The sequence below is a fragment of the Desulfovibrio sp. 6_1_46AFAA genome, from assembly GCF_000224635.1.
Lineage (GTDB): Bacteria > Desulfobacterota > Desulfovibrionia > Desulfovibrionales > Desulfovibrionaceae > Desulfovibrio > Desulfovibrio fairfieldensis.
The window spans coordinates 827,344-850,669 of sequence record NZ_JH114300.1 but is presented as its reverse complement, the minus strand read 5'-3'; the positions used below and the strand labels follow the sequence as shown (position 1 = coordinate 850,669).

21 protein-coding genes and 1 tRNA gene are annotated in these 23,326 nt (G+C 63.7%); 15 read left to right on the top strand and 7 right to left on the bottom strand.

Going from position 1 to position 23,326, the window contains the following annotated elements; translation table 11 throughout:
• The first annotated feature begins 3 nt into the window (after positions 1-3).
• Together HMPREF1022_RS03480 and HMPREF1022_RS03475 are read left to right on the top strand one after the other, a co-directional pair.
• Complete coding sequence (locus tag HMPREF1022_RS03480) at positions 4-813, top strand: HD domain-containing protein (RefSeq protein WP_009301900.1); 810 nt, start codon at positions 4-6, stop codon at positions 811-813.
• Positions 798-2,444: a Ppx/GppA phosphatase family protein gene (locus HMPREF1022_RS03475; RefSeq protein WP_232221539.1), complete on the top strand. Its 1,647-nt coding sequence runs from the start codon at positions 798-800 to the stop codon at positions 2,442-2,444. The genes HMPREF1022_RS03480 and HMPREF1022_RS03475 overlap by 16 nt, the downstream gene beginning before the upstream one ends.
• Before the next feature lie 51 nt (positions 2,445-2,495).
• On the opposite strand, the gene HMPREF1022_RS03470 is transcribed toward HMPREF1022_RS03475, so the two are convergent.
• Positions 2,496-3,329, bottom strand: a complete 834-nt coding sequence (locus HMPREF1022_RS03470) for a nitroreductase family protein (protein WP_009301898.1) — start codon at positions 3,327-3,329, stop codon at positions 2,496-2,498.
• A gap of 111 nt (positions 3,330-3,440) precedes the next feature.
• Here HMPREF1022_RS03470 and HMPREF1022_RS03465 point away from each other — a divergent pair, with 111 nt between their 5' ends.
• Positions 3,441-4,208, top strand: a complete 768-nt coding sequence (locus HMPREF1022_RS03465; RefSeq protein WP_009301897.1) for a helix-turn-helix domain-containing protein — start codon at positions 3,441-3,443, stop codon at positions 4,206-4,208.
• 7 nt (positions 4,209-4,215) lie between these two features.
• Here the strand turns inward: HMPREF1022_RS03465 and HMPREF1022_RS03460 are convergent, their stop codons facing one another.
• Positions 4,216-5,073 (bottom strand): DMT family transporter, encoded by an 858-nt coding sequence (locus HMPREF1022_RS03460; RefSeq protein WP_009301896.1) that lies wholly within the window; start codon positions 5,071-5,073, stop codon positions 4,216-4,218.
• Between the two features lie 250 nt (positions 5,074-5,323).
• On the opposite strand from HMPREF1022_RS03460, the gene HMPREF1022_RS03455 reads away from it, so the two are divergent.
• On the top strand, positions 5,324-5,917 hold the full coding sequence (locus tag HMPREF1022_RS03455) for a hypothetical protein (protein WP_009301895.1): 594 nt from the start codon (positions 5,324-5,326) through the stop codon (positions 5,915-5,917).
• A 78-nt stretch (positions 5,918-5,995) separates the two neighbouring features.
• Here HMPREF1022_RS03455 and HMPREF1022_RS03450 read toward each other — a convergent pair whose 3' ends face one another.
• Both HMPREF1022_RS03450 and HMPREF1022_RS03445 read right to left on the bottom strand, forming a co-directional pair.
• Positions 5,996-7,561, bottom strand: coding sequence for a polysaccharide biosynthesis/export family protein (locus HMPREF1022_RS03450; RefSeq protein WP_008686394.1), 1,566 nt, complete (start codon positions 7,559-7,561; stop codon positions 5,996-5,998).
• Positions 7,562-7,763: 202 nt separating this feature from the next.
• Positions 7,764-8,162: a DVU3141 family protein gene (locus HMPREF1022_RS03445; RefSeq protein ID WP_008686395.1), complete on the bottom strand. Its 399-nt coding sequence runs from the start codon at positions 8,160-8,162 to the stop codon at positions 7,764-7,766.
• A 451-nt stretch (positions 8,163-8,613) separates the two neighbouring features.
• On the opposite strand from HMPREF1022_RS03445, the gene HMPREF1022_RS03440 reads away from it, so the two are divergent.
• The 10 genes from HMPREF1022_RS03440 to HMPREF1022_RS03395 all read left to right on the top strand — a co-directional run bounded on the left by HMPREF1022_RS03440 (position 8,614) and on the right by HMPREF1022_RS03395 (position 21,130).
• A complete protein-coding gene (locus HMPREF1022_RS03440; RefSeq protein ID WP_442852258.1) occupies positions 8,614-9,639 on the top strand; it encodes a molybdopterin-binding protein in 1,026 nt (341 codons plus the stop codon).
• Between the two features lie 59 nt (positions 9,640-9,698).
• Complete coding sequence (locus HMPREF1022_RS03435; protein WP_009301894.1) at positions 9,699-12,422, top strand: molybdopterin-dependent aldehyde oxidoreductase; 2,724 nt, start codon at positions 9,699-9,701, stop codon at positions 12,420-12,422.
• Positions 12,423-12,854: 432 nt separating this feature from the next.
• On the top strand, positions 12,855-15,320 hold the full coding sequence (locus tag HMPREF1022_RS03430) for a pyridine nucleotide-disulfide oxidoreductase/dicluster-binding protein (RefSeq protein ID WP_009301893.1): 2,466 nt from the start codon (positions 12,855-12,857) through the stop codon (positions 15,318-15,320).
• Positions 15,317-15,532, top strand: coding sequence for a DVU_1557 family redox protein (locus tag HMPREF1022_RS03425; RefSeq protein ID WP_009301892.1), 216 nt, complete (start codon positions 15,317-15,319; stop codon positions 15,530-15,532). Before HMPREF1022_RS03430 ends, HMPREF1022_RS03425 begins: the two co-directional genes overlap by 4 nt.
• Positions 15,529-16,251 (top strand): DVU_1556 family methyltransferase, encoded by a 723-nt coding sequence (gene trsM / locus HMPREF1022_RS03420; protein WP_009301891.1) that lies wholly within the window; start codon positions 15,529-15,531, stop codon positions 16,249-16,251. Before HMPREF1022_RS03425 ends, trsM begins: the two co-directional genes overlap by 4 nt.
• On the top strand, positions 16,248-16,733 hold the full coding sequence (locus HMPREF1022_RS03415; protein ID WP_009301890.1) for a DVU_1555 family C-GCAxxG-C-C protein: 486 nt from the start codon (positions 16,248-16,250) through the stop codon (positions 16,731-16,733). The genes trsM and HMPREF1022_RS03415 overlap by 4 nt, the downstream gene beginning before the upstream one ends.
• Positions 16,730-18,172, top strand: coding sequence for a radical SAM (seleno)protein TrsS (gene trsS / locus HMPREF1022_RS03410; protein ID WP_009301889.1), 1,443 nt, complete (start codon positions 16,730-16,732; stop codon positions 18,170-18,172). The genes HMPREF1022_RS03415 and trsS overlap by 4 nt, the downstream gene beginning before the upstream one ends.
• A complete protein-coding gene (locus HMPREF1022_RS03405) occupies positions 18,169-19,317 on the top strand; it encodes a DVU_1553 family AMP-dependent CoA ligase (protein ID WP_232221537.1) in 1,149 nt (382 codons plus the stop codon). The genes trsS and HMPREF1022_RS03405 overlap by 4 nt, the downstream gene beginning before the upstream one ends.
• On the top strand, positions 19,314-20,549 hold the full coding sequence (locus tag HMPREF1022_RS03400) for a DVU_1551 family NTP transferase (RefSeq protein WP_009301887.1): 1,236 nt from the start codon (positions 19,314-19,316) through the stop codon (positions 20,547-20,549). Before HMPREF1022_RS03405 ends, HMPREF1022_RS03400 begins: the two co-directional genes overlap by 4 nt.
• Complete coding sequence (locus HMPREF1022_RS03395; protein ID WP_008686405.1) at positions 20,546-21,130, top strand: histidine phosphatase family protein; 585 nt, start codon at positions 20,546-20,548, stop codon at positions 21,128-21,130. The genes HMPREF1022_RS03400 and HMPREF1022_RS03395 overlap by 4 nt, the downstream gene beginning before the upstream one ends.
• 13 nt (positions 21,131-21,143) lie before the next feature.
• On the opposite strand, the gene HMPREF1022_RS03390 is transcribed toward HMPREF1022_RS03395, so the two are convergent.
• Complete coding sequence (locus HMPREF1022_RS03390) at positions 21,144-21,704, bottom strand: hypothetical protein (protein ID WP_009301886.1); 561 nt, start codon at positions 21,702-21,704, stop codon at positions 21,144-21,146.
• A 404-nt stretch (positions 21,705-22,108) separates the two neighbouring features.
• On the opposite strand from HMPREF1022_RS03390, the gene HMPREF1022_RS03385 reads away from it, so the two are divergent.
• Positions 22,109-22,195 (top strand) — tRNA-Leu (locus HMPREF1022_RS03385).
• Positions 22,196-22,440: 245 nt separating this feature from the next.
• Here the strand turns inward: HMPREF1022_RS03385 and HMPREF1022_RS19145 are convergent.
• Together HMPREF1022_RS19145 and HMPREF1022_RS19140 are read right to left on the bottom strand one after the other, a co-directional pair.
• Entirely contained in the window at positions 22,441-22,752 is a 312-nt protein-coding gene (locus tag HMPREF1022_RS19145) for a DUF2726 domain-containing protein (RefSeq protein ID WP_442852257.1), read from the bottom strand.
• Positions 22,749-23,144 carry an AAA domain-containing protein gene (locus tag HMPREF1022_RS19140; protein ID WP_156802812.1) on the bottom strand — a complete coding sequence of 132 codons (396 nt, stop codon included), beginning with the start codon at positions 23,142-23,144 and terminating at the stop codon, positions 22,749-22,751. The genes HMPREF1022_RS19145 and HMPREF1022_RS19140 overlap by 4 nt, the downstream gene beginning before the upstream one ends.
• Positions 23,145-23,326: the final 182 nt, after the last annotated feature.

The following is a 23,326-nucleotide window of genomic DNA, read 5'->3' as shown; positions in this document are numbered from 1 at the left end:
ACTATGAAAAAAGACAACGACGAAAACAAAACACTGGCTCCAACGGCCACAACGGCCAAACCCGCTCCCCCGGCCAGGAAGCGGCCTTCCCGCGCCAAAAGCGGCGGTACGGCCAAGGCCGCATCGGCGCCCGCCGCTGAAAGCGCGCCGAAAGCCGCTGCAAAGGCCCCCGCGGCCAAGACGCCGAAGCCCGTGGACGGCGCTGCCGCGCACTGCACGGTCGCGCCGGTGGACGTGGCCTACGAACCCAGCCTGCCCGATGACCCGGTCTACACCGGGGCTCTGGTTCACGGCCGACAGGTGGAGCACCTTGCCGCCGCGCTTTTCCGCGAATTTGCGCCGCTGCACAAGCTGGGTGCCCCTTGGGAAGAGCGCCTGCGCGCCGCCGCCCGCCTGCACGATATCGGTTGGGTGGAGGGCCGGAAAAAGCACCATAAAACCAGCATGCGGCTTATTGAAACGGATCCGGCCCTGGTGCCGGATGAGACGGAACGTTCCCTGGTGGCTCTGCTGGCACGCTATCACCGGCGGGCTTGGCCTTCGCCCCGGCATCGGCGTTTCGCAGCGTTGGGCAAGGATGATCGGAAATGCGTGCGGCGTCTGGCCGCGCTGTTGCGCTTGGCCGACGCCTTGGATTACAGCCGTCAGGGCCTGGTGGAGGACATCAGCGCCCGGATCGGCAAAAAGCGCGTGGAATTGTGCCTGCAGGCCAAGGCCCCCTGCCCGGAGGAAATGCGCCGGGCCAAGGTCAAGGGAGACCTTTTTGAAGCCGAGTTCGGCAGGGAGCTGCGCTGTTCATGCCTGCCGCAATGAAGTCCCCGGCCCATGCCGCCGTTCCCGCTGGGTCAGTGGGAACGGGCGAGGCCCCCGGAACCGCCGTTCAGCCCGGCAAGGTGCTGGGCATTTTCGACCTGGGCAGCAACTCCGTGCGCCTGATGCTGGTGCGGGTGGGGCCGGTCAATGCCTCCTGCACGGTGCTCAATCAGGTTAAGCATATGGTCCGTCTGGGCGAGGGCGTGTTTCTGCACGGCCGCCTGCACGAGGAGGCCATGCAGCGCACTGTCCATGTGCTCCAGGGCATGGCCGGGATGTGTTCGGCTTACGGCGTTACGGATATTGTGGCCTGCGCCACGGCAGCCGTGCGCGACGCGGATAACGCCCCGGTTTTTCTCAAGCGGGTCCGGGAGCATACGGGCCTGACCTTCACCGTCATTTCCGGACGGGAGGAGGCGCGCCTGATCTATCTGGGCGTGGCCAGCGGCCTGGAATACAGCGAGGAAAACCGGCTGTTCATCGACATCGGCGGCGGCAGCACGGAGCTGATTGTGGGCAATTCCCACAATTTCTCCAATTTGGATTCCGTGAAAGTGGGCTGTGTGCGCCTGAGCAACCAGTTTTTCGGCGCGGACGACGGCCCGGCATCCGCGGCGCGTTACCGCCAGGTGCAGGACGCCATCCGCAATCAACTGCTGCACGCGGTCAAGCGCATTGAAGGTTACGATCTGGCCGAGGCCGTGGGCAGTTCCGGCACCATCCAGAACCTGGCAGCCATGGCCGCTGCCGCCGACCAGACGGGACTGGGCAAAAAAGCGCCGGAAGCGCGCTTTCTGACCTATGACAAATTGTTGCCCCTGGCGGACAGAATCCGAAATTGCACTCTGGAGGAGCGCCGGGCTCTGCCGGGCATCAATCCCAAACGGGCCGACGTCATCGTGGCCGGAGCGGCCATTGTCCAGACCCTGATGGAAGAGCTGGGCGTGGAGAGCATCAGCGTCAGCAACCGCAGCCTGCAAAACGGCATTTTGCTGGACTATCTGATGCGGACCCGGCCCGATGTCTTCCCCGAGGGCATTCCCACGCGGGAGCAGAGCGTACTGCAACTGGGCCGCCTCTGCCGCTTTGAGGAGCGCCACTCCCGCCACGTGGGCGATCTGGCCCTGATGCTTTTCGACAGCGCCGTCAGTCTGGGGCTGCACAAAGGCGGCAAGGGCCGTCGCGAACTTCTGCGTTACGCGGGCCTGCTGCATGACGTGGGCATTTTCATTTCCTTTGAGAACCACCATGCCCACAGCCATTATCTGATCCGGAACAAGGAACTGCTGGGTTTCACGGATGAGGAAATCGATGTGCTGGCTGCCACGGTCTATTTTCACCGCAAGCGGGCTTCGCCCAAATACGAAATTTTCGCGCAACTCGCTCCGGCCCGGCAGGAGGCCGTGCGGATTCTTTCCCTTTTTCTGACCCTGGCCGAGCGCCTGGACAAAACCCATTGCCAGTTGGTGCGCGCGGCGGAATTTCAACGCCGGGGCAAAAAACTGGAGCTCCACATCAAAACCGTGGCCGCCTGCCCCATGGAATTGCGCGAAATGGAGCGCAGCCGCAAACTGCTGCACAAGGTGCTGGGGGAGAAGGTGGGCGTTCGTCTGGTACCGTGTGACGTTTAAACGTCACACGGTACCAGACGCCGGGCGCGAGTCCGGCTACCGGCGGCCCGCTCAGCGGCCGGACCAGACCACGCGGTGGATTTCGGCCGGGCCGTGTTCCGCGGTGCGCATATAGTGCACCGCCGGAGAGCCGAAAAGCATGGCGTAGCCCAGTTCATGCGTCTCCGGAATGCCCAGCCGGGGCAGCAGTTCCGGCAGCACCAGCCGCAGACACCAGTAGAGCAGGCCGCACCAGACCGTGCCCAGACCGGCGCTCTGGGCCATGAGTTCAAAGTACGAAAGATAGATCAGCGAGTCCTGCTCCCGGCAGGGCGCGTCCACGGCATTGGAAACCAGAATGCAGTGGGGTGCCTGCCGGAAAATGGGGTCCTGGCCGTTGCGCCAGAGCTCCGGCGCGGTGGTGAAAAAACGGCGGCGCGGGTTTTCCGGCATACGGTTTTCCCGTACCAGATTCTCCAGGCGCTGGTAGACTTCGCGCCGGAAGTCATCCATGACCTCAAGATCGTCAATGACCGTCACCCAGAGCTTACGCGCGTTGACCCCCGTGGGCGCTTGCGCCGCCACGTCCAGCACTTGGCGAAGCAGCGCGGGGTCCACGTCTTTCCGGATGTAGCGGCGTACGGAACGGCGGCCCTTCATCAAGGTCGCCACCTGCTCCGGCGCGGGCAGGTTCCCTTTGAGAGCTTTGCTTTCCGCAGGACTGTGCCCCAGAATGGAAATGGCCCCCACGGGACAGACCGCCAGACAGTGCAGGCAGCGCATACAGATGTCCTCATTGGGAATAACCGGATACTGATCCCGCATCTGAATGGCCTGGGGCAGGCAGTCCTCGGCGCAGGTGCCGCAGGAAACGCATCTATCTTTATCAACAGTAAATTGCAGCATTATAAACTCCTTTGCGGGCGCAGACGCCCGATGGAGCCATGATAGGCGCGGGGCCCCGGCCTGACAAGAGCGGCGGCATGGGGCCCCGCATCTCGTGGAGCAAGAGGAAGAATGCGCCAGCCGGAACTGACTTTTCATATCGCCCGCGAAGCCGGGCTGGAAATGGTCTTTTCCAGGGGCTCGGCCCTGCGCTATCCGGAGCATACCCATGTGGCGTCCTGTACCCTGACCCTGGTACGCCGGGGCGTGGTCTGCCTGCGGCGGGGCCGGACGGAATGCGTTTACCCGCGCGGCAGCGTGTATGCCGTGGCGCGGCATGAGCCGCACAGTCCGGCCTACAGCGACGATTTTGATTGTGTTTCCCTCTGCATTGACCTGCAACGTTGCGCGGCCCTGCGCCGCGAGGCGCTCAAACGCGTCTGCGCGGAGTATTGCGGCCTGTTGCGGGAAAAGGGCCTGCTGCGCCCGGAGGACGCGGGCGCGCTGCTGACCGGCCTGAATACCCTGCTTCCGGAGACGGGAATGCCGGTCAGGGACGGGCGGCCGCCGCTGCATCCCGCTGTCAGCGCATCGCTGCGGCGTTTTGAGCTCCCGGAGGAGGAAGGCGCGGACACGGCCCCCGCTGCGGATGCGCTCAGCCCCTTTCATTTTATCCGCCGCTTCAGGCGGGAACTGGGGCTCACGCCGCACAAGTATCTTGTGCAAAGCCGGGTCCGCGCGGCTCGCCACCTGCTCGCGCACGCGCCGTCCATTGCCGACCTGGCCGCCCGGCTCGGCTTTTGCGATCAGAGTCATCTGGACCGCTGTTTCAAGCGGGCGCTGGGCGTCAGCCCCAGGGCTTACCGCGAGGCCTGCATTTTCTGGGAGAATTGGGGCTGACCGGCGGTCAACTCCGGCCACGTTGAAACAATGCCAGCCCGGCCAGAATTAGGGCCCCGCCCGCGAAGGTCCCCGGTCCGGGCATCTCAGCCAGAACGGCATAGCCCAGCAAAAAGGAAAAGAGCGGGGTCAGAAACATATAGGCGGCTACAGTGCCGGTGCTTTCCGCCAGGGCCAGCGCTTTGGCCCAAAGCAGATAGGCCAGGGCGCTGGGGAAAAGCCCCAGAAAGACGACCGCGCAACAGTGCGTCCAGGGCGCGAGGCAGAATCGGCGCACGGCTTCGGGCGCGAAAGGGCTGAGCGTCAGCGCGGCGCAGACGAAGCTCCAGGCGGTCAGCGTCAGCGTGCCGCAGCGCCCGGCATAGCGCCGTTGCAGCAGATTGTAGCCGCTGATGCAGACGGCTGCTCCCAGAGTCCAGAAAATCCCGTCATTGAGGGAAAGCGTTCCGTCCCAAAGCGTAAGGATCAGGACTCCGGCAAAGGCCAGAGCCAGAGCGAGCCAGCCCGAGGGACGCAGCCTTTCCCGCAGCAGCCCGGCCGCCATGACCGCCGTGATCAGGGGCGCGGTGGAGATCAGAGCGCAGCTCGTGGCGGCGGTCAGGCCGGCCTGTCCCGTGTTGAACAGCCAGAGATACAGGGAAAAGCCAAGAATGCCGGAAAGCAGGAATACGGGCCAGTCCCTCGCGGCAGGCTTTGCGCGCCGCGCGGCCAGGCAGAGCAGGGCAAGGGCGGCCACGGCGCACCGCAGAAAGCCGAGAGTCGCGGGCGTGAACGAAGCCAGCGCCACCTTGGTGAAGACATACGCCGAGGACCAGAGCAGGACGGCGCAGAGCGCGTAACAATGGCTGCAATAACGGGCGGACATGGCATCTCCTTTTGAAGGATATGCTATGCGCCGCCCCGGCGGCCCGCTTGGATAAAATTGCGCTCCGGCTGCGGTGGGAAGCGGATATTCGTTTTTCTGCCGGGCGGTGAGGAAAAGCGGGTTTTTCCACCGGGGAGCAGCCGCTGCTCTAAAGTTTACGGCCGGAAGAGCGATATATGAAATAGGGGAATTGGAATATTCTGCGTGCCGCCCGTTGCTGCGTGGGAGAGGCGGAGTAGAGGAGGTCTGTATGGGCGTGGACGGCATCAATGTCATGGCCAGGAATTTCGTTTCCACCGACAGCCAGGAATCCAAATACAGCAAAGCCCGGCAGATCGCCGCCGAGGCGCGCGGTCAGATGGCCAACCGCCAGGACAGCGTGCTTCTCGCGGGCATGGCGGCCTGTATGGCTGCTGACCCCAATGGCGCGAGTATGAGCCGCAGGGTTCTTGAGGGACAGAAAGCCGCCCGCCGGATGCAGTTGGACATGCGGCAGAACGTGGCTGAAAAGTCTCAGGATAATCTGGATGAGATCAAAAAACGCCTGGAAGAAAAGACCGAGGAAATCCTGAACGGTTCGGACGAGCGAAAGGCTGCTTCGGAATCTTCCGTGGATGAACAGGGCGCGTCTGCCTCCGTAACGGCTGATGCGACTGCCAAGCCCGCGCAAGGGCGTACCGACGGCGGGGCGCGGCTGATTGCAACCACGGCATTCGATACCGGCGGCGCGGAGAGTACTGCCGCCGTTGCCGCGGCAGCCTCGGTGGCAGCGCCGGTCGAGGCTGCCGGAACCTCCGCGACTCAAGCCGGTGCGCTGCCCGGAGCTCTTGACCTGACGGTGTAAGTTTTTTTCTTTTATAACTGCAACGGCGCGCGCTCTTCACCGGAAGAGCGCGCGCCGTTTTGTTCGTCAAATGGAAGATTATTGCAGGAACGGCAGGCCGAGCACCGCGCCGGTGGACACAGCCACCTGCATGAGCACCTGGGAAATGTCCTTGACGGCCTGCATATTCTTGGATTCCACCTTGGGAAGCACCAGGATCTGGTCGCCGGAGCGGATGGCGTCGCCGTTCTGGGAAACCGAGCCGTTCTGGTGCATGACCAGCACATGATCCCGATCGGCCCGGTTGCTGTAGCCGCCCGCGCCCTTGATGTAATCCCGGAGATCCTTGTCCTCGTTCCAGAGCATGGCCTGGGGCACCATGACCTCGCCGCTGACCAGCACCACGTCGCTCTTGCCGGGGATCACGATGACGTCGCCATCCTCCAGCACCAGCTTGCCGCTGTCCGCGCCGTTGTCCAGCACCACCACGCCCTCGGGCTCCACGCTCTTGGCCCGTTCCACGAATTTGGCGATCATCTCCGCTTCCTTGGCCCGGATCTGTGATTCCTCGGAGCTGGAGGACGAGGCCGTGAGCGCGGTTTCCTCCAGGCGGCGCAGGGAGTCGGCAATGGCTTTCTTCTGCCGGGCGGCCACGCTTTTGCGCTTGATGTACATGGCCTTGATATTGGCCCGCCCCGGCTCCACGGCGATGAAGTTCTGCACGTCCTTGAGGCGCGCGCCCCGGCGCACCGGAAAACGCGACGTGCCGCGCACCGCGCCCTGAACTTCGATCATCATGGTGTTGCCCGTGGCGTCGGCCATGAACTCTACGCGGTCGCCGTCCTCCAGGTTGAGATGGCGCAATTCCTTGAGCGGCAGATAGGTGCTGTAGGGCGCGCCGTTGCGCGTGCCGTTGAGGGCGACGTGCGAGGCCCGGCGTTCAGGTTCGGCCAGTTCCATGAGCGCCGCGCCCGTGGCCCGGCCCTTGAGAAACTCAAAACGCGCGGCGTTGCGCACCGCGCCTGTGGCCGTGACCGTCGGGCCCTTGTCGCCCACCACCAGGGTGTCGCCTTCCTGCAGGCGCACGGAGGGCAGCTCGCCCCGGCGCGCAAAGGGATAGAGGTCCAGGCTGTTGATGGTCTTGCCGTCGCGGATCAGGTTCACGGCCCGGTAACTGCCGCGCACCGGGTCGATGCCTCCGGCCTTGTCCAGAAAGCTGAGCACCGGATCATTGGGCGAGCCCGCGTAACGGCCGGGCTTGGCCACGCCGCCGGTCACGAAAATGGAAACGGGCCGGGCGTCCAGCGGAGCCGCATAAACCTGTGTGTCGGCATGGCCGGTGGCCGCCAGCTTGCTGCGCAGGTCGTCCACCAGCTTGTCGTGGGCCAGCCCCGCCACGGGCAGGGGGCCCACTTCCGGCAGGTCGATGCGGCCCAGCGCGTCCACAGTGAAGGTGCCGTCCACATTCAGGCCGCCGCCCCAGAGGCGCAGCACCACGCGGTCGCCGGGAGCCACCGCGCCGTTTTCCTGGCTTTTGGCGAAATTACCCTGAAAAAGATTGGCCCCGTAGGGCAGCACGCTGTCGGCGGCCCGGGCGGACGGGCCCGTCCCGCAGACAAGGCCGACACAAAGGAGAGCGAGAACAAAGCGGAATGATTTGAGCATGGTTGTGATCACGCCTTGTGTTGATCCGGGCCGCGCGGCGTGAACGCGGCGCAGAGCTGTATTGCGCGACAGACTGAAAGGGCGATTTTTGTTTTTCGGCAAGGAAGAAGGCGATTGCGGCTCAGGAATAGTACTCTTTGGTACAGGCCCGGGCCGCAATCGCCTTCTGACGCAGTCCAGAAGGCAAAAGGCGTCCTTTCAGTCAGGGAGTGTCGATACCCTGTCCCCAAACCCTCGGCGCCATCCGCCACTGCCCTTCGCCGTCCCGGCAGATGACCACCACCTCGGCCTCTTTCTGCCCGGCCAGCACGGTGGCACGTTTGCATTCCTCGCCCTTGGCCGAGGTAAAACCGTCGTCCAGGGTGACGCGGACGCTCTTGCCGAAGGCCGGGTCGTCCAGCGTGGTGGATTCCCCGGCGGAGGCGGAAATCAGATAGGCTTCCACCGGGCCGGGCTGATATGCCGGGGGCGGGGGCGGATCGGAGAAAAGGCCGCAACCGGCCAGGAGAAAACCCGCGGGCAGGGCCAGAGCCAGAATCCGGGCGGAAACCGACATGGAAGGCCGCCGAGGCCGGGACGGACGACAAAAGAATCTGTTCATGGCAAGTTCTCCGGCTTGCGGCAAGACGCCGTGCCGTGCGCTGTGCCGTCAAGGAGCGGCAGCGTGTTTTTCTGCTTCCTCTTGCAGGAAAAAGGGCTCCTGTCAATTCCCGCCCTCATCCGTTGTCCTGCGCGGGAAAAAAGTGATCCCCCGCGCTCCCGTCTTTCGCCAATAGTCACGTTTTCAGTGAAAAGAGAGAAAATAGATAGAAAAAAGTATTATAAGACAGCCTGTTAAAATGTCCACGATTTGTAAATGCCTATTTTTTATTTTGCATATTATGGCGGGATTGGTAATATGTTGATAAAAGCATAGTTCAGAAATATGCACAACTTCAATGAGATTGCTTTCGCAACACCCCGGCGACGCGGGAAATATTTGTAAAAAACCATTGGGACGACAACTATCTCATATCTAAGGCTTTGGAGACGCCATGTCGAAACCGGCGGCCATGAAAACCATTGATGTGCGCGATGCCGTGGGCAGCGTGCTTTGTCACGACATCACCCGCATCGTGCCGGGGCAGAGCAAGGGGCCGGTCTTCCGCAAAGGCCATGTGGTGCGGGAAGAAGACATTCCCGTACTGCTGGAAGTGGGCAAGGAGCACCTCTTCGTGTTCGAGCCCCTGCCGGGCATGGTGCATGAAAACGAGGCGGCGGCCCGCATTGCCGCGGTCACGGCCGGGGCCAACATCCTGCTCAGCGAGCCCAAGGAAGGGCGGATCAATTTTTCCGCCGCCTGTGACGGCCTGCTGCGGGTGGACGTGGCCGCGCTCAGCCGCATCAACAGCCTGGGCGAAATCACCCTGGCAACGCTGCACAGCTTGCAAAAAGTGGACAAGGGCCGGGACGTGGCGGGTACCCGCGTGGTGCCGCTGCTCATTGGCGACGAAAAGCTGCGCGCCCTTGAGGGCATGGTCGGTTCTCCGGTGGTAGAGGTGCTGCCCCTGCGCCGTTTCCAGGTGGGCATGGTCACCACGGGCAGCGAAGTGTTTTACGGGCGTATTCAGGACGGCTTCGGCCCGGTGCTGCGCAAAAAATTCGCGGGCCTGGGCAGCAGCGTCATGGGCCAGACCCTGACCAGCGACGACGTGGAGATGACCGCGTCGGCCATTGCCGCCTTTCTGCAACAGGGCGCGGACATGGTGGTGGTCACCGGCGGCATGTCGGTGGACCCTGACGACCGCACCCCGGCGGCCATCCGCGCGGCGGGCGCGGAGGTGGTCAGCTACGGCGCGCCGGTTTATCCCGGGGCCATGTTCCTGCTGGCCTACGCCCGCACGCCCAAGGGCCGCGTGCCGGTGCTGGGCCTGCCGGGCTGCGTCATGTACCACAAGGCGAGCATCTTCGATCTGCTGGTGCCGCGCCTGCTGGCCGGACTTGACGTGACGGCGGAAGACGTGGCCGTGCTGGGGCACGGCGGTTTCTGTTCCGCCTGTCCGGAGTGCCGTTATCCCGTCTGTCCTTTCGGCAAATGAAGTCCGGGGCGGATTGGCCGCTTCGGCACGGATATCCATACATTACCAAGGAGTCGCACATGGAAACAAAAACGCTTGTGGTCAATGGCATTCCCAGACGATTGCTGGTCAACCCCGACGACACCCTGGTTGACGTGCTGCGCGGGCAGTTGCAGTTGACCAGCGTCAAGGTGGGCTGCGGCAAGGGCCAGTGCGGCGCCTGTACCGTGATTCTGGACGGCAAGGTGGTGCGTTCCTGCATCACCAAAATGCGCCGTGTGCCGGAAAACTCCGCCGTCACCACTCTGGAGGGCATCGGTACGCCCACCTGCCTGCATCCGTTGCAGCATTCCTGGATTTTCCACGGCGCGGCCCAGTGCGGTTTCTGCACGCCGGGCTTTATCGTGTCGGCCAAGGGGCTGCTGGATGAAAATCCCAATCCCAGCCGTGAGGACGTGCGCGACTGGTTTCAGAAACACCACAATATCTGCCGCTGCACCGGCTACAAACCGCTGGTGGACGCGGTCATGGACGCGGCGGCCGTGATGCGCGGCGAAAAAACGCTGGAGGACATCCAGTTCAAGATGCCCGCCGACGGCCGCATCTGGGGTTCGCGCCTGCCCCGGCCCAGCGCCGTGGCCAAGGTCACGGGCGTGGCGGAATTCGGCGCCGACGCCGCCTACCGCATGCCGCCCGACACCCTGCATCTGGCCTTGGCCCAGGCCAAGGTTTCCCATGCCATCATCAAGGGCATCGACACCTCGGAAGCCGAAAAGATGCCCGGCGTGTATCGCGTGCTGACCCATAAGGACGTCAAGGGCAAAAACCGCATCACCGGCCTGATCACCTTCCCCACCAACAAGGGCGACGGCTGGGAACGGCCTATTCTTAATGATACCAAGGTGTTCCAGTATGGCGACGCCCTGGCCATCGTCTGCGCCGACAGCGAGGCCAATGCCCGCGCCGCGGCGGAGAAGGTTAAATTCGACCTGGAGCTGTTGCCCGAATACATGAGCGCGCCCGAAGCCATGGCCCCGGACGCCATTGAAATCCATCCCGGCACGCCCAACGTTTACTACGACCAGAACGAAGCCAAGGGGGCGGAAACCCAGCCCTTCTTCGACGACCCCGACAATGTGGTGGCGGAAGGCAGCTTCTATACCCAGCGCCAGCCCCATCTGCCCATTGAACCGGACGTGGGCTACGCGTATATCAATGAGCAGGGCCAGGTTGTCATCCACTCCAAATCCGTGGGCATCCATCTGCACGCCCTGATGATCGCGCCCGGCCTGGGCCTGGAATTCCCCAAGGATCTGGTCATGGTGCAGAACACCACGGGCGGCACCTTCGGCTACAAGTTCAGCCCCACCATGGAAGCCCTGCTGGGCGTGGCCGTCATGGCCACGGGCCGCCCCTGCCATTTGCGCTACAACTATGAACAACAGCAGCAGTACACCGGCAAGCGCTCGCCTTTCTGGACCACTATGCGCTACGCCGCCAACAAGCAGGGTAAAATCCTGGCCATGGAAACGGACTGGTCCGTGGACCACGGCCCGTATTCGGAATTCGGCGACCTGCTGACCCTGCGCGGCGCGCAGTACATCGGCGCGGGCTACGGCATCCCCAACATCCGGGGCAAAGGCCGCACGGTCTGCACCAACCACTGCTGGGGCGCGGCCTTCCGCGGCTACGGCGCGCCGGAAAGCGAATTCCCCTCCGAAGTACTTATGGACATGCTGGCCGAGAAGCTGGGCATGGACCCCTTTGAGCTGCGCGCTCTCAACTGCTACAAGGAAGGCGACACCACGCCAACGGGCCAGACCCCCGAAGTCATGAGCCTGCCGGAGATGTTCGACATCATGCGGCCCAAGTATGAAGCCGCCAAGAAACGCGCCAAGGATCTCTCCACCCCCGAAGTCAAACGCGGCGTGGGCGTGGCTCTGGGCGTGTACGGCGCGGGCCTGGACGGCCCGGACACCTCCGAGGCCTGGGTGGAACTCAATGAGGACGGCGGCGTGACCGTGGGCTCCTCCTGGGAGGATCACGGCCAGGGCGCGGATTCTGGCGCTCTGGGCACGGCGCATGAAGCCCTGCGTCCGATGGGCATCCCGGCGGAGAAAATCCGCCTGGTCATGAACGACACCAGCAAAACTCCCAACTCCGGCCCGGCCGGTGGTTCGCGCTCGCAGGTGGTCACGGGCAACGCCATTCGCGTGGCCTGCGAAATGCTCATGGAGGGCATGCGCAAACCCGCTGGCGGCTTCCTGGACTACGCGGGCATGAAGGCCGAAGGCCGTCCGCTGCGCTATGACGGCAAGTGGTCCGCCCCGGCCAAGGACTGCGACGCCAACGGCCAGGGCAGCCCCTTTGCCTGCTATATGTACGGCCTGTTCATGGCCGAAGTGGCCGTGGAAAAGGCTACCGGCAAAACTCAGGTGGAAAAGCTCACCTGCGTGGCCGACATCGGCGAACTCTGCAACCAGTTGATCGTGGACGGCCAGATCTACGGCGGCTTGGCCCAGGGCGTGGGCTTGGCCCTGTCCGAGGATTATGAGGACATCAAGAAGCAGAGCACCATGGTCGGCGCGGGCATTCCTTCCATCCAGATGATTCCCGACGAAATGGAAATCGTCTATGTGAAGACTCCGCGCAAGGACGGCCCGCACGGCGCGTCGGGCGTGGGCGAAATGCCCCTCACCGCGCCGCACCCGGCCATCATCAACGCCATCTACAATGCCTGCGGCGCGCGTATCACGCACCTGCCCGCCTATCCGGAAAAGGTGCTGGAAGCCATGCCCAAGTAAGACAATCTGCAAACAGGCGGAGGGCAACCTCCCCAGAGCGTTGACAAAGTCAACGCGACCAAAAATCAGAGGTAGATCACGGCTTTGCCGTGCCGTTAGCTGCCCGAAGGGTGCCCGGCAGCGTCGGGCATTTCCTTTAGCCGCAACGCGGTTTAGGGAAACAGACAGCAGCGTAGCGACTGATTTTTGTGCCTTTCCGCCCGGCGAGTTTTCCTGAAAACGAGCCGATGGCGGCGCAAACACCGCGTAAGCGGGGTTTGTCGTCAGTCTGGGGGAGGGCAACCTCCCCCTTGTTCGTTTATTCGTTGTGGACCGCGCGGCGGGGATTTGCGTGTAAATCCCCGCCGTGCCATACTTGCGAACAGGTTCCGCCCCGCGCCGGGAGTCTCCCGCGCGTGAAATTTCCAATGTCCACATACTGAGGCCGGGAAAATGGATCAGACCCGTCTGCATGAAATCGAGGCCCGCTGTACCCAGGAGAGCCCGCCGCATTGTCAGGCGGCCTGCCCCTTCAATCTGGATGTGCGGGCCTTCATGGCCCGGATGGCCGAAGGCCGCCCGGCGGAAGCCCGGAAAATTTTGGAGCGCCATCTGCCTTTGCCGGGTATTCTGGCCCGGATTTGCGATCATCCTTGTGAAAACGTCTGCCTGCGGCTGGACCTGGGCGGCAGCCTGGCCATCCACGCCTTGGAGCATGCCTGCGTGTATGCCGTGGGCACGCAGAGCCGTCCCCTGCCCATGCCGCGCAAAAAATTCAGCTTGGCCGTGCTGGGCGCGGGCCTGGCGGGCCTGGCGGCGGCCTGGGATCTTTCGCGCAAGGGCTACCCGGTGACGGTTTTTTATCAGGGCGACGCGCAAAGCGTTCTGCTGGGACAGTACCCGGCCTTGCGCCCGGACCGTGAGGATGATCCCCTGGCCGGCGACTGGGAACTGCTGGGCCGCCAGAAGGTGACGTTCAGCCCCGCCGCCCTGGACGAAGATTGTCTGGCTCGGGTGGCGGCGGAGTTCGACGGCGTGCTCATAGACGTGGGCGCGGCCCCGGGCTTGGCTCCAAATTTTGCCCCGGCGGAGAATGCGCCCGGCGGCATGGACGCCGTGGATGGCATGAACGGCGTGGACGCGCTGACCCTGTACTGGCGCGACAATATCTGTTGCGCCGGTTGGCTCAGCCGGACGCCCACGGGACACGTCTATGCCTCGGCTTCTGCGCAGGCCGGGCAGGGCCGCCGCGCTGCCCAGACCCTGGAACGGCTGGTGGGCAAGGTGTCGCTGACGGCGGCGCGTGAAAAGGTGCAGGGCCCCTTGCACACGCCTCTGGACGGCATCGCCCCCCTGGCGCGGGTGGAACCCTCCGGCCCGGTCTATACCACGGAAGAAGCGGCCCTGGAGGCCGGGCGCTGCCTGCAGTGCCAGTGCCTGATCTGCGTGCGGGAATGCGTCTATCTGCAGAAATACAAAGGCTATCCGCGCGTCTACGCCCGCCAGATCCACAATAACGCCTCCATCGTCAAGGGCCTGCACACGGCCAATGCCCTGGTCAACGGCTGTGCGCTCTGCGGGCAGTGCGAGGAATTGTGCCCGGAAAATTTCTCCATGGCCGAGCTCTGCCTGGCGGCGCGCGAGGATATGGTACAGCGCGATTTCATGCCGCCCTCGGCCCACGAATTCGCCCTGGAGGACATGGAAAATGCCTCCGGTCCGGAATGCGCCCTGACTTTGCCGGATATAGCGCTGCCCGAGGGCGCATGCGCGTCCTGGCTGTTCTTTCCCGGCTGTCAGCTGGCCGCCTCGCGCGGAGAGCAGACTGCGGCGCTGTATGCCTTTTTGCGCGCGGCCCTGCCTTACCGGGACGGGGAGGGCGGCGTGTCCCTGCTGCTTTCCTGTTGCGGCATCCCGGCGCGCTGGGCCGGTCGCGAGGCTTTGTTCAAGGAGCACACTGCGGAAATCCGAAAAGAGTGGGAAGTTCTGGGGCGGCCCCGGATCATGGCGGCCTGCTCTTCCTGCCTGAGCGCCCTGCGTCTGGCTCTGCCCGAGGCGCGGCCCGTGTCCGTCTGGGAAGTGCTGGACGGCCTGCCTCTGCCGCCGGAACACGTGGACGGACTGGCGAAGGACCGGGCCGAAGCCGCATTGCCCAAGGTCTTTTCCATTCATGATCCCTGCACGGCCCGTTGGGATGCGGCCTGGCTGAAAGCCGTGCGCGATTTGGCCCGGAAATGCGGCGCGCGTCTTGAGGAGCCGCGCCTGACCGGCGCGACCACGGCCTGCTGCGGTTACGGCGGTCTGGTCTGGTGCGCGCAGCCCGAGCTGGCCCAAGCCATGAGCGAACACCGTGCCGCCGAGCTGCCGTATCCGGCCTTGGCCTCCTGCATCATGTGCCGGGACCGGTTGGTGGCGGACGGCAAAGAATGCTGGCATTTGCTGGACCTGCTTTTCCCGGCCTCTGATGGGGGAGAAAGCGCTGGGAGAGGAACCCGCAGAGGGCCAGGCCTGTCGGCGCGCCGGGCTAACCGGGCGGCCCTGCGCCGCCGTCTGCTGCGCGACTATCTGGGCGAAAACCTTCCGGAACCGGCCCCCGGCGCGCTGCATGTGCCGCCGGACTTGCTGGCCCGCCTGGAAGAGAAGCACATTCTGCTCTCGGACGTGGTAGAGGCCGTAGCCGGGGTGGAGGCCTGCGGAGAATATTTTGAAAATCAGGAAAACGGGCACCGGTTGGGCTCTTGGCGCCCCCGTCAGGTGACCTTTTGGGTGGAATGTGGCCGGGAGAACGGCGAGCTTGTCCTGTACGACGCCTGGTGCCACCGCATGCGCGTGCCTGGTTCCGGTGGGCCCGGTGGTCCCGGCGGCTCCGACGCGGGGGACGGCCGGGACTGCTGTGAGCAGGGAGGTGCAAGCGCATGACCATGGGACCCAGTTATCCGGCGGACGGCGGCCCATGGCGGTGCGGCCGTTGCGGCTGCCCGCTGGAGCAGGGCAAAGTGCAGGTCTTTTATCTGAACAGCGCTTTTGACGTCTTTCTGCCGCGTTGCCCGCAGTGCGGGCTGACCATGGTGCCCAAATCCCTGGCCGAGGGTAAAATGCTGGAAGTGGAAGCGCTGCTGGAAGACAAGTGAAGCCTCTCTGGGAACAGGAAGATTTTCAGCGCGTGGCGGGCGAGATCTGGCGGCCGGGCGGTCCGGAGCTGACCCGGCGCGCTCTGGAACTGGCCGCGCGCCGATGCGGCCTTGCGCCGGGCGCGCGTCTGCTGGACCTGGGCTGTGGTCCGGGCGCAAGCCTGGAACTGCTGGCCGGGCTGGGCTACCGCCCTCTGGGGCTGGACAGGCGCACGCATGCGGCCTGGGAGAAGCGGGCAGCCGGAGCGGAGCGCAGCCCAGCCGTGATTTTTCTGCAAGGGGATGCCGCTTGCCCGCCCCTGGCCGACAACAGCGTGGACGGCGTGCTCAGCGAATGCGTACTCTCCCTCCTGCCTGACCCTTTGGACGCGTTGCGCGGCTGCCGTCGGACCTTGCGACCCGGCGGCGCGTTGCTGCTGAGCGATCTTTTCCGACATGGAGACATGCTGGAGGAGGAAGGCGCGAGCCTGGCTCCCCCGGAATCCGGCTGCCTGGCCGGGGCGCGTTCGCGTGCCGTCTGGGAGGGCCTGCTTGTCCGGGCCGGTTTTGTACCGCGTTATTTTGAGGACCACAGCCGGGCGCTGGTCGAACTGGCGGCACGGCTGCTCTGGTACGGAGCCGACGCCGCGCCCGAATGGCTGCGCGGCGGCTGCGCCTGCGGCGGTAGGCGCGGGGCTGTCGGCTACGGCCTGTGGATAGCGCAAAAGGAGGGCTCATGAATCCTCTCATGCTGGAATTGTTGCCCATGGTCCGCCAGGGCTATTGTTGCAGCCAGTTGCTGATCTTGCTCATGTTGCAGGCGCGTGACCAGCAGAATCCTGATCTGGTGCGCGCCATGCAAGGGCTCTGCCACGGCATCGGCCAGTCGGACGGCCCCTGCGGCCTGCTGACGGGCGGGGCCTGCGCCCTGGCTCTGGCCGCGGGCAAAGGCGCGGACGACGAGACGGCCCATCCCATGCTCACGCCTCTGCTCAATGAGTACGCCACCTGGTTTTACGAGCGCGTGAATCCTTACGGCGGCATCAGTTGCGGCTGTATCGCCACGGGCCTGGGAGCCGCTTCCGGCGGGGCAGTAACAGACGCGACGCCCGATCCCGTGGCCTGCGGCGATCTGCTGGCCGAATGCTGGGAAAAAATTCTGGAACTGGCCGAGAATTATGAGCTGGATCTGACCGCCGTCCAGACGGGGCCGATGCCGTGATTCTGCGCCGCACGCAAAGCCTGTGCCCCATCTGTCTGCGCCGTATTGAGGCCGTGTACGAGCGCCCGGAAACGGCGGGGACGGAGCAGGGCGTCTTTTTGCGCAAAACCTGCCCGGAACATGGCGTGTTCAGCGTGCTGGCCTGGGTTGGGCTTGAGCCTGTTGATGCACTGGGCGTCGTACCCGGCGTTGTGAATGCGCCGCCTTTCGAGTCCTGGGCGCGGCCCAAAAGTCCCTCCTACCCGGAGGAGCCCCGTACCGCTGTGGCGCGGGGCTGCCCCTTTGACTGCGGGCTCTGCCCCCTGCACGCCCAGCACACTTGCACCGGCTTGGTGGAAGTGACCATGCGTTGCGATCTGGCCTGTCCGGTTTGCTATGCCGGAGCGGGCAGAACAGAGGGGACCCTGCCGCCTGATCCTCCCTTGGCCGCGCTGGCCGCGCAACTGGACAGTCTGAAAACGGCCTCCGGGGCCTGCAATGTGCAGATTTCCGGCGGGGAGCCCACCATTCGCGAGGATTTGCCCGCCATAGTGACGCTGGCGCGGGAGCGCGGCTTCGGCTTGGTGCAGCTCAATACCAACGGCCTGCGTCTGGGGCGGGATGCGGGCTACGCCGCCCGGCTGCGGGCCGCGGGTCTGGATTCCGTGTATCTGCAATGGGACGGCGTGCGCGAAGCCGTGTTCGAGACCTTGCGCGGCAGAGCCTGCCTGAACCTGAAGCGCCGGGCCGTGGAGGCCTGCGCCGCCGCCGGCCTGGGCGTGGTGCTGGTGGCCACCTTGGCCCGCCACGTCAACGACGGTGAGGTGGGGGACTTGCTCCGCCTGGCTCTGGCATTGGGGCCTGCGGTGCGCGGCGTGCATTTTCAGCCCGTGTCCTCGTTCGGCCGTTATCCCTGGGCCTTGAGCGACGCGCCCCGGCTGACCCTGCCCGAAGTTATGGCCGCGCTGGTGCGGCAGGCGCCGGAACTGGTCCGGATGGAGCATTTCCACCCGCCGGGCTGCGAGCATGCGCTCTGTTCCTTCAGCGCGGCCTACCGCCGCACAGGCGCTGATGACACCGCGCTGGAATGGCTGCCTCAGGCCGGGCAGTCCTGTTGCTCTTCCGTGCCGCCCTTGGCGGCGGAAGGCGCGCGCAAGGCCAGGCAGTTTGTGGCTCTGCATTGGAAGGGAGCCGAACGGATACCGGAGGCGGACGCGCCGGGCGGCGCGGCGCGTCCGGAACGTGCCGATGATTTCAGCCGCTTTCTGAACCGGGCCGGAGCGGAGCGGCGTTTCACCGTTTCGGCCATGGCCTTTCAGGACGCCTACAGTCTGGATCTGGAGCGGGTGCGCGGCTGCTGCATCCATGTGGTCCAGGCGGATGGGCGGCTGGTGCCTTTCTGCCTGCACAATCTCACGGCCCGCGACGGCGCTCGTCTTTATAGCGGGGCCTGGGCGTGAGCCGAGAGCGTTGTTTCGGCCCTTGCCCTCATCCCATGGACCGCTGGCTGGCCCAGGCCTGCGGCGCGGAAAGCGTGGCGGCGCTTCCGATACGGCTGCGCGCGGCGCAGACCGAAGCCCTGAACCATATTCTGCGCCATGCCGCGCGGCACAGCGCCTTTTATGCCCGGCATCTGGCCGGTTGTGATCTGGAGATGCGCGGGCCCGAGGATCTGGCTCGCCTGCCCTTGACCACGGCCACCCATCTGCGTGACTGGCGGGATTTTTGCTGCGTGTCGCAGGGCGACGTGCAGCGCATGGTCAGCCTGCAAACTTCGGGCACCACGGGCGCGCCCAAGCGCCTGGCCTTTACGGAGCACGATCTGGCCCGCACGCGCGACTTTTTTCAGGTGGGCATGGGGCAACTTGTGCGGGCGGGCCAAGTCCTGGCCGTATTCCTGCCGGGGGCGGAGCGCCCCGACGGCGTGGCGGATCTATTGCGGAGAACCTTGGGCCCCTTGGGCGTCATGGTGGAGGGACTGCCCTCTGCTATAGCCGTTGACATGACCCCCGCCGGAGCTGCCGCGCGTGCGCACTGGCTGACGGAGCACCGGCCCCAGGCCCTGGTGGCCTCGCCCGCGCAGTTGGAAGGTCTGTTGCGCAGCTTTCCGAGGGCCGCGCCGCCGGACCTGCGCGGAGTGCTTTCCAGCACGGACCGGCTTGACCCGGACCTGAGGCAACGGCTGCGCGCGGCCTGGAACCGTGAACTGCTGGATCACTACGGCCTGACGGAGAGCGGCTTCGGCTGCGCCGTGGAATGCCCGGCCCACGACGGCTATCATTTGCGGGCCCTGGACGCCCTGCTGGAAGTGGTGGACCCGCGCGACGGGCGACCGCTGCCCTGGGGAGAAACGGGCGAGGTGGTGCTGACCACGCTCAACCGCGAGGCCATGCCGCTGATCCGGTACCGTACCGGCGACATTGCGAGCTTGCTGCCGGGACCCTGTCGTTGCGGCAGCCCCTTGCCGCGTCTGGGGCCGTTGCTGGGGCGGCTGGATACGGACGCGGGGCAGGGCGTGCGTGTGGTCCACCCGGCCAAGGGCAGCGGCGCGTCACGGGCGAAACAGCTGGATGCGGCGCGTTTTCCTGAAGGAGTGGGATTGTGAAGGCATGCGCCATTCTGCTGGCGGCGGGCCGGGCCTCCCGCATGGGAGCGGTGAAGGCCCTGTTGTCTTTGCCTCTTTTGCCCGGCGGCGAGCCGTGTTCCGCCTTGGAGGGACTGGTCCGCTGTTATCGCGGGGCGGGTGTGGAAGACATTCTACTGGTCAGCGGTTTCCATGCGGCGGAGGTGGAGGCGGCGGCGCGCGGGCTGGGGCTGACCGTCGTCCGCAATCCCCGGCCGGAAGAGGGCATGTTCTCCTCTGCCTGCGCCGGGCTGCGCGCCGTGCCTGACGGCTGCGCCGCCTGTTTCGTGCATCCGGTGGACGTGCCTCTGGTCCGCTCTCTGACCTTGGGGGCGCTGCTGGACGCGGCGGCAAGTGAATCTCAGCACGGATCATCTTCCGTACTGATTCCCACCTATGAGAGCAAGGAAGGTCATCCGCCGCTGCTGCCCGCCGCGTACCGGGAGCACATCCTGGCCCATGCGCGGCAAGGGGGCGAGGGCGGCCTGCGGTCCGCACTGGCCGGACTTCCCCGACGGTATGTGCCGGTGGCGGATTCCTTTATTCTGGAAGATATGGACCGCCCTGAGGATTACGCCCGTCTGAGGACGCTGGCCGCGTTGCGGGAGGCGCTGTGGCCCGCCGAGGCCTGGAATCTGCTGTGCCTGTGCCGCGTCCTTGAGCGCGGCTTGCGCCATGCTTGCGCCGTGGGCGCCGTGGCGGCTGCCTTGGCTCAGGTCTTGCGTGAGAGCAGGGCGGAGCGGGGATGGGCCGGGACCGGGCCGGATCCTGAGCTGGCGCGCGCCGGAGGGCTGTTGCACGATATCTGTAAGGGCCTGCCGGAGCATGAAAAGGCCGGGGGCCGCTTCCTGGCGGAGCTGGGCCTGCCCGTGGCCGCAGCTTTGGTGGCGGATCATCGTGATCTGAGCGTACCCGACGCCGCGCCGCTGACTGAGCGCGAACTGGTCTATCTGGCGGACAAGTATTGTCACGGCCGGGAGTTTGTGCCGCTGGAACTGCGTTTCGGCCAGAAGCTGGATCTGTATGCCGCCGATCCCGCCGCCTGTGCGGCCATTCGGGGCCGTCTGGGGCGTGCCCGGGCCCTGGAGGCGCGTCTGGCCCGTGAAATGGGGCGGCCCCCGGCGGATATTGCACGGCAGGCCCTTGAGGCCCTGCCCGAGGCCAAAGACGGGGAGCCGGAAGCCGAACCGAACAGTAGCAGAGGCGATACGTGACGGCGGAGCGGGGCCTCTGGCTCGTGCGTCACGGCGCATTGCCGCCTAACCCGGAACGGCGTTTCGTGGGTGCGCGTGATTTGCCGCTGAGCAAAGCCGGGCGCGCCCAGATTCGGGCCCTGGCTGTGGACCTTGCGCCGGTGCTGGCCGACCCGCGCCTTGTTGCTCTGTTGAGTTCGGATTTGTCCCGTTGCCGGGAAACGGCGGCTATTCTTGCCGCCGCTGCCGGGCGGCCCCTGCTTGTGCATGCGGACGCGGATCTGCGCGAAATCAGTCTGGGAGACTGGGAAGGGCTGACGCCCGCGGAGGTGGAGCGGGCCTTTCCCGGTCAGTACGCCTCGCGCGGTCGGGATTTCGCTCATTTCAGCCCGCCCGGCGGCGAAAGTTTCGTCCGGGTGCAGCAACGGTCCCTGGCGGCTCTGGAACGCTGGCGGGCGCGCTATCCCGAGGGGCTTCTGCTCCTGGCCGGGCATGCCGGGCTGAACAGATGCCTTCTGGCCCGCTATCTGGCCTTGCCCTTGGCCGATCTTTTGCGCATTCCGCAGGGCTATGCCAGCCGGACATTCCTGCCCGGCTGGTAAGCCTGCCCCGCATTCAATTCAGGCGCAGTTCCACGCCGTTTTCGTCAAAAAGCGTGATGTTCAGCGAGATATAGTGGTCCGCCAGAGTCCGGAGCGGAAGTTCCAGGGAGATGTGGCGCAGATCCGCCAGGTTGAAGCCGCTCAGCCAGCGGGCGGCCTCCAGGCCCAGGTCGGCCAGGCGGTCCAGCGGCGTGAAGATCACGGCCGGGCAGGTCTTATAGAGATAGAGGCTGCCGTTGGCCGGCACCAGCGGGAACAGCCCACAGGCCACGGGCCGCTGTGCGCGCATGAGGCGGCAGCCGTGGTCCGTGTCGGACTTGCAGCCCCTGGCGTCCAGATAGGCCGTATCCGCGTTGAGCAGATAGAAATCATCGCTGAGGGTGGGGCGGAGCTGCCCCGGCAGCAGGGCCATGGGGAAGGGGACGTTTGAGTCCTGCGGGCCACAGCAGTAGCGGCAGTCGCGGCAATAGCCGTTTTGCAGCCAGTCGCCGCGCCAGCGCAACGGACGGCGGCGAGGAAAGAGCGCCCGCCAGAGCTCAAGATAGTGCCAGAAACCTTTTTGCAGTTTTTGCATAGGATGTCCTTTAGAGCATTTTGCGCTTGAAATTATCGCTTAACGGCGAAGTAAATTCGCCTTGTGATAATTTCGCGGTGCGGCTTTCCACGGAAAACCCGCACAGAGCGTTGAGATATTTTCAATATCAAAACGCTCTAGAAAATAAAAACGAGCGCTATCCGCGCAACGATGCACGGTTTGTATCTATCTTCCCCTATCCCCAAGATGCGAACTCTGTCAAACGCGACAGAGATTGCCGTTTGCAGTGGAGCGCCGTTCGCTTTCATGCACGCCGCCGAATTTCTTCCGTACTCTGCAATTTGGCGGCCCGTAAGGATTTTCGGCAGTTATGGAAATTTTTTTTGCCTGATTTGAAAAAAATACTTGCCAGCCGGTGTCGCTTAGGCTAAATACATCTTCGCGCCGAAGTGGTGGAATTGGTAGACACGCTAGGTTCAGGGTCTAGTTCTCGCAAGGGAGTGGGAGTTCGAGTCTCCCCTTCGGCACCACAAATTTAAAAAGGCCGGAATTTCTGAAAAATCAGAATTCCGGTCTTTTTGTTTGTTTTTTCCGAGAATTGCCTCGATTTGAAAATTTACCAACAGGTTTCGGCAGGATTCGTTAGATAACGGCGGCAACTTCTATGCACTTGGTGCAGAAAAATTTGTCCAGACTCAGACGTGATCACCTACTCAATCTCAGCGTCCATGAGCTTGAGATCATTTCACTCCATCACGTTTAATTTTTACCTTTTCTATTTCTCCCTCCCGTTTGTAGCCAATCGTAGAAGATGTATAGCATATTTATCCGGAATTGAATTTTTAACCGCGTCCCTCTTTAGCTGTTCAGGATTATTTTCATGGTACTCAAAACCATCAACTTCTATAATAAGAGTACATTTTTTGTCTTGCTTATTATATATAACAAAATCAATAGAATCTCCGTTGTTGACAAAGTCGGCCTCACGAGTATCAAGTCTTCTTGTTTCCCTGATTATATTGCGTAGCATGACTTGCTCAGCTATATCGTAGTGAGAATAATTTGACTCTTGAAGAATCTCTTTCAGAGCCGTAAAGATGATATTTCTGACATAAATATAGATCTATACAGTAGTTTTGACTTCAACGTATCAAGTTTATTCGAGTAATTTTTATACAGCAAGTCAAAAATGGAAACAATTTGGCTATTGATTATGTGTTCATCTAACGTATTATATTGAATATACCTCAACAGCTCATGTACATGATGTCCATTTTTCTGGAATAATTCATTGTCCGTTACCAATACGAATTGCTTCCGTGCTCGTGAAACACCCACATTGGCCAGGCACGCTTCATCTACAAAGCCGCCCCCTTTTTCCGCGCTCCACGAACTATCCAAAACAGTACTCATGATTATTACATCATGCTCACGCCCTTGAAATTTATGAGCGGTTGCTGACCCAAAAATATATTTCAACCAGCACTTCTCTCTGATCGAGGGCAGTCTGGCCTTGCGGACACCGTGTCGCGCCGTGCGCGGAGGGCAGTAGTCCTGGCCCTCGCTTCACCGCAGTTTTAGGTCCGCAGCGTTTCGGGCATTTTTCTCGCCGCCTCCTTTCTCTCTTCTCTGTTTCCGCATTCCGTGTTGAGTTGCCGCTG

Excerpts from the sequence above, each read along its gene's own strand:
- HMPREF1022_RS03480 (WP_009301900.1), top strand. The coding sequence starts at position 4 with ATGAAAAAAGACAACGACGAAAACAAAACACTGGCTCCAACGGCCACA.
- HMPREF1022_RS03475 (WP_232221539.1), top strand. The coding sequence starts at position 798 with ATGCCTGCCGCAATGAAGTCCCCGGCCCATGCCGCCGTTCCCGCTGGG.
- HMPREF1022_RS03470 (WP_009301898.1), bottom strand. The coding sequence starts at position 3,329 with ATGCTGCAATTTACTGTTGATAAAGATAGATGCGTTTCCTGCGGCACC.
- HMPREF1022_RS03465 (WP_009301897.1), top strand. The coding sequence starts at position 3,441 with ATGCGCCAGCCGGAACTGACTTTTCATATCGCCCGCGAAGCCGGGCTG.
- HMPREF1022_RS03460 (WP_009301896.1), bottom strand. The coding sequence starts at position 5,073 with ATGTCCGCCCGTTATTGCAGCCATTGTTACGCGCTCTGCGCCGTCCTG.
- HMPREF1022_RS03455 (WP_009301895.1), top strand. The coding sequence starts at position 5,324 with ATGGGCGTGGACGGCATCAATGTCATGGCCAGGAATTTCGTTTCCACC.
- HMPREF1022_RS03450 (WP_008686394.1), bottom strand. The coding sequence starts at position 7,561 with ATGCTCAAATCATTCCGCTTTGTTCTCGCTCTCCTTTGTGTCGGCCTT.
- HMPREF1022_RS03445 (WP_008686395.1), bottom strand. The coding sequence starts at position 8,162 with ATGAACAGATTCTTTTGTCGTCCGTCCCGGCCTCGGCGGCCTTCCATG.
- HMPREF1022_RS03440 (WP_442852258.1), top strand. The coding sequence starts at position 8,614 with ATGAAAACCATTGATGTGCGCGATGCCGTGGGCAGCGTGCTTTGTCAC.
- HMPREF1022_RS03435 (WP_009301894.1), top strand. The coding sequence starts at position 9,699 with ATGGAAACAAAAACGCTTGTGGTCAATGGCATTCCCAGACGATTGCTG.
- HMPREF1022_RS03430 (WP_009301893.1), top strand. The coding sequence starts at position 12,855 with ATGGATCAGACCCGTCTGCATGAAATCGAGGCCCGCTGTACCCAGGAG.
- HMPREF1022_RS03425 (WP_009301892.1), top strand. The coding sequence starts at position 15,317 with ATGACCATGGGACCCAGTTATCCGGCGGACGGCGGCCCATGGCGGTGC.
- HMPREF1022_RS03415 (WP_009301890.1), top strand. The coding sequence starts at position 16,248 with ATGAATCCTCTCATGCTGGAATTGTTGCCCATGGTCCGCCAGGGCTAT.
- HMPREF1022_RS03390 (WP_009301886.1), bottom strand. The coding sequence starts at position 21,704 with ATGCAAAAACTGCAAAAAGGTTTCTGGCACTATCTTGAGCTCTGGCGG.